The sequence below is a fragment of the Gluconobacter sp. P5H9_a genome (assembly GCF_018812085.1).
Classification (GTDB): Bacteria; Pseudomonadota; Alphaproteobacteria; order Acetobacterales; family Acetobacteraceae; genus Gluconobacter.
This window is the reverse complement of record NZ_JACRVW010000090.1, coordinates 1-507: the sequence shown is the minus strand read 5'-3', so window position 1 is coordinate 507 and position 507 is coordinate 1. Positions and strand designations below refer to the sequence as shown.

General features: G+C 44.3%; 1 protein-coding gene. It reads right to left on the bottom strand.

Features of this window, described 5'->3' with window-relative positions; genetic code table 11:
* Nucleotides 1-267 precede the first annotated feature (267 nt).
* Nucleotides 268-507 (bottom strand): hypothetical protein (locus KP708_RS15625; RefSeq protein ID WP_215757277.1); only part of this gene is annotated, 240 nt, incomplete at its 5' end.

The window sequence follows — 507 nt, the reverse complement described above, 5'->3', positions numbered from 1 at the left end:
CCCTTCATCTGCGGCGCGGATTCCGTCTCGAACGGCGTCAGCAAAAGCTGTCGTCTCGGCGTCGTCATGCTGGACAATCGGGTGTGCGCTCATCATGCCGCTCCTGTCGCTCAMTCAAGTTCAGACATTGATACTACCGGAAAACGGTAGTTTTAGCCGCTAAAATTTCTTTGCTTCATGAGCAGACAGAATAATCAGAAAAAAACATTGGTGCAGACCCAGAGCGAATGCAGCGCGCTAGCGCCGCAGGCTGCTCAGGTATAAATATTACTCGGATTTAGAATATACCTTAGGATCAAATCGGTCTCTATAATCTTGAGTAAAAGCTTGGCCTATACCATTTAATCGTGAGTCTAGTGGGCGTGTAAACTTGGCGCTTAAATTAAAATTTGGGTATTGCCCTGTTATTTTTGGATGTAAATAAGCAGCTATTTCTACGTCTGATTGAGATATATATCTTCCTGCCCATTTTTCTATAATATGCTTGAGAGCTCTACTGTGTTTTGG